General features: G+C 66.8%; 4 protein-coding genes. 2 read left to right on the top strand and 2 right to left on the bottom strand.

Features of this window, described 5'->3' with window-relative positions; all coding sequences use genetic code 11:
* The coding region (locus H5J26_RS29220; protein WP_181768976.1) for a helix-turn-helix domain-containing protein at window positions 1–232 on the top strand (232 nt) is incomplete at its 5' end.
* 18 nt (window positions 233–250) lie between these two features.
* Here H5J26_RS29220 and H5J26_RS29215 read toward each other — a convergent pair.
* Together H5J26_RS29215 and H5J26_RS29210 are read right to left on the bottom strand one after the other, a co-directional pair.
* Window positions 251–1,630, bottom strand: coding sequence for an aspartate aminotransferase family protein (locus H5J26_RS29215; protein ID WP_181768977.1), 1,380 nt, complete (start codon window positions 1,628–1,630; stop codon window positions 251–253).
* Window positions 1,615–2,103, bottom strand: a complete 489-nt coding sequence (locus tag H5J26_RS29210) for an Lrp/AsnC family transcriptional regulator (RefSeq protein ID WP_419183866.1) — start codon at window positions 2,101–2,103, stop codon at window positions 1,615–1,617. Before H5J26_RS29210 ends, H5J26_RS29215 begins: the two co-directional genes overlap by 16 nt.
* Before the next feature lie 170 nt (window positions 2,104–2,273).
* Here H5J26_RS29210 and H5J26_RS29205 point away from each other — a divergent pair, with 170 nt between their 5' ends.
* Window positions 2,274–3,707, top strand: coding sequence for a gamma-aminobutyraldehyde dehydrogenase (locus tag H5J26_RS29205; protein ID WP_181768974.1), 1,434 nt, complete (start codon window positions 2,274–2,276; stop codon window positions 3,705–3,707).
* The last annotated feature ends 168 nt before the right edge of the window (window positions 3,708–3,875 follow it).

Raw genomic sequence — 3,875 nt, 5'->3', positions numbered from 1 at the left:
CCGGGCGCTGGCGCGCGCAAGGCTCGCACCGCTCGACGGGCGGCCGGAGTTGGTGGAGACGCTGCGCATGTGGCTGTCGCTGAACGGCAGTTGGGACCGTACGGCGGTGGCTCTGGAGGTGCACCGCAACACCGTGCGGCAGCGCGTCGCCCGCATCGGCGAACTGCTCGGCCACGATCTGGCCGAGCAGGACGTCCGCATGGAGCTGTGGTTCGCGCTCAAGTGGGCTTGAGCAACGGCGAGTTCACCGTCAGAGCTTCGTCCACGCCTCCGTGAGCACCGAGCGGAGGATCTGCTCGGCCTCGTCGAAGACCTTCTGGTCGGAGATCAGCGGCGGTGCCAGCTGGACGACGGGGTCGCCGCGGTCGTCGGCACGGCAGTAGAGCCCGGCGTCGAAGAGCGCCTTGGAGAGGAAGCCGTACAGGATGCGCTCCGACTCCTCCTCGGTGAACGTCTCCTTGGTGACCTTGTCCTTGACCAACTCGATGCCGTAGAAGAAGCCGTTGCCTCGCACGTCGCCGACGATCGGCAGGTCGAGGAGCTTGCTCAGCGTCGCGTGGAAGGCGCCCTCATTGTCCAGCACGTGCTGGTTGAGGCCCTCGCGCTCGAAGATGTCGAGGTTGGCCAGCGCCACCGCCGCCGAGACCGGGTGGCCGCCGAAGGTGTAGCCGTGCAGGAAGGTGTTGTCGCCCTTCCAGAACGGTTCGGCGATGCGGTCGGAGATGACGGCCGCACCGATGGGCGAGTAGCCGGAGGTCATGCCCTTGGCGCAGGTGATGATGTCCGGGATGTAGCCGAACTTGTCGCAGGCGAAGATCGTTCCGAGGCGTCCGAAGGCGCAGATGACCTCGTCGGAGACCAGCAGGACGTCGTACCGGTCGCAGATCTCACGCACGCGCTGGAAGTACCCGGGGGGCGGCGGGAAGCAGCCTCCCGCGTTCTGGACGGGTTCCAGGAAGACGGCCGCAACCGTCTCCGCGCCCTCGAAGAGGATCTCCTGCTCGATCTGGTCGGCGGCCCAGCGGCCGAACGCCTCGGGGTCGTCGCCGTGCACTGGCGCGCGGTAGATGTTGGTGTTCGGGACCTTGTGGGCGCCGGGCACCAGCGGCTCGAACGGCGCCTTCAGCCCGGGCAGTCCGGTGATCGAGAGCGCGCCGTGCGGGGTGCCGTGATAGGCGACGGCCCGCGAAATGACCTTGTACTTACCGGGGTTGCCCGTGAGCTTGTGGTACTGCTTCGCGAGCTTCCACGCCGTCTCGACCGCCTCACCGCCGCCGGTGGTGAAGAAGACCTTGTTCAGATCGCCGGGCGCGTGGTGCGCCAGCCGCTCGGCGAGCTCGACCGCCTTGGGGTGCGCGTAGGACCAGATGGGGAAGAAACCGAGGTCCTGCGCCTGCTTGTTGGCGGCTTCGGCCAGCTCCGCGCGGCCGTGCCCGGCCTGGACCACGAACAGCCCCGCGAGGCCGTCGAGGTAGCGCTTGCCGTCCGCGTCGTAGATGTAGGTGCCCTCGCCGCGGACGATGGTGGGGACCGGTGCCTTCTCGTACGACGACATGCGGGTGAAGTGCATCCACAGGTGGTCGTGTGCAGTCTTTGAGAGATCCTTGCTCACGGTTATCGAGTTCCCCAGGTGTAGGTCTGCTTGCGCAGCTTGAGGTAGACGAAGCTCTCGGTGGAGCGCACGCCGGGCAGCGAACGGATCCGCTTGCTGATCATTTCGAGAAGGTGTTCGTCGTCCTGGCAGACGATCTCCACGAGGAGGTCGAACGAACCGGCGGTGATGACCACGTAGTCGACCTCGTCGATCTCGGTGAGAGCGTCGGCCACGGATTCGAGATCGCCTTCGACGTTGATGCCGACCATCGCCTGCCGCAGGAAGCCGACGGTGAGAGGATCGGTCACGGCGACGATTTGCATGACACCCTGATCCTGGAGCTTCTGGACGCGTTGCCTCACGGCCGCCTCGGACAGGCCCACTGCCTTGCCGATCGCGGCGTAGGGGCGGCGGCCGTCCTCCTGGAGCTGTTCGATGATCGCCAGGGACACATGGTCAAGCGAACGGATGCCGTTTGTCTTCTTCGCGTCTCGAGCCACGCACGACACTGTGCATGAGACCTCCTCTGTCTTGCAACCCATAAGCAATGTAATCCGCAGCTAAACGTGCCCGCAAGAACAGAATTCGTCGTCTTCAGTGTGGTGGTGTATCGAAAGCGCAGCGATGCTGGTTAGGCTGGCGCCTCACCCAATGGACAACGGAGCAGGAGGGGTGCGAAGTGACCACCGAGCTGCGTCGGCTGCGCAACTACATCGACGGGGAGTTCCGGGACGCCGCTGACGGGCGGACCACGGACGTGGTCAATCCCGCGACGGGCGAGGTGTACGCCACCGCCCCGCTTTCCGCCGCCGCCGACGTCGACGCGGCAATGGCCGCCGCGGACAAGGCGTTTCCGGCTTGGCGCGACACCACCCCGGGAGCGCGGCAGAAGGCGATCCTGAAGATCGCCGACGCTCTCGAGGCACGCGCCGACGAGCTTCTGGCCGCCGAATGCGAGAACTGCGGCAAGCCCCTGGAGCTGACACGGCAGGAAGAACTGCCGATGATGCTCGACCAGATCCGCTTCTTCGCCGGCGCCGCCCGGATGCTGGAGGGCAAGTCGGCCGGCGAGTACATGGAAGGTCTCACCTCGTACGTGCGCCGCGAGCCGGTCGGCGTCTGCGCACAGGTCGCACCCTGGAACTACCCGGCGATGATGGCGGTCTGGAAGTTCGCGCCCGCGCTCGCAGCCGGCAACACGGTCGTGTTGAAGCCTTCGGACACCACCCCCGCATCGGCCGTCTTCATGGCCGAGGTCATGGGAGAGGTGCTGCCCAAGGGCGTCTTCAACGTCATCTGCGGAGACCGCGACACCGGCCGCCTCATGGTGGAGCACAAGACACCGGCGATGGCTTCGATCACCGGTTCCGTGCGCGCAGGCATCGAGGTCGCGGGCAGCGCGGCCCGGGACGTCAAGCGCGTCCACCTGGAGCTGGGCGGCAAGGCGCCCTGCATCGTCTTCGACGACGCGGACATCTCCTCGGCGGTCGAGGGCATCCGGGACGGCGGTTTCTTCAACGCCGGTCAGGACTGCACCGCGGCGACGCGCGTGCTCGTACAGGAGGGTGTGTACGACCAGTTCGTCACCGCGCTCGCCAAGGCGGCCGGTGACGTGAAGACCGGCGACCTCAGCGACGAGGACTGCTTCTACGGCCCGCTCAACAACCCGACGCACCTGGAGAAGGTGACGGGCTTCATCGACCGGCTTCCCGCACACGCCAGGGTCGAGTCCGGCGGCGAACGCGTCGGTGACAAGGGCTACTTCTACGCGCCCACCGTGGTCTCCGGGCTGCGCCAGGACGACGAGATCATCCAGAACGAGGTCTTCGGACCGGTGATCACGATCCAGAAGTTCACCGACGAGGGCCAGGCCATCGGGTGGGCCAACGACGTGGAGTACGCGCTGGCTTCGTCGGTCTGGACGACCGACCACGGCCGTGCGATGCGCCTCTCGCGTGCGCTCGACTTCGGCTGCGTGTGGATCAACACCCACATTCCGCTGGTCGCCGAGATGCCGCACGGCGGGTTCAAGAAGTCGGGCTACGGCAAGGACCTCTCGTCGTACGGCCTGGAGGACTACACCCGCGTCAAGCACGTGATGACGGCTCTGTGAGCCGATGAGTTCATGAGCAGGTGAGCCTTCGCAGGGCCCCGGGTGCTTTGTCGCCCGGGGCCCTGTGCTTTGCACCGGTGGCCGTACGCCGCGCAACTCGGCCGCACGGCACGGCGGTTGAGCCGCCCGCCTCGATGTGCCGCGAGGTGGCGCAAGGGGTCAGGCGTC

Origin of the sequence: Streptomyces albidus (ex Kaewkla and Franco 2022) (genome assembly GCF_013870515.1) — a bacterium.
In the GTDB taxonomy this organism is placed as follows: domain Bacteria; phylum Actinomycetota; class Actinomycetes; order Streptomycetales; family Streptomycetaceae; genus Streptomyces; species Streptomyces albidus.
This window is presented reverse-complemented; position numbering and strand designations above follow the sequence as displayed.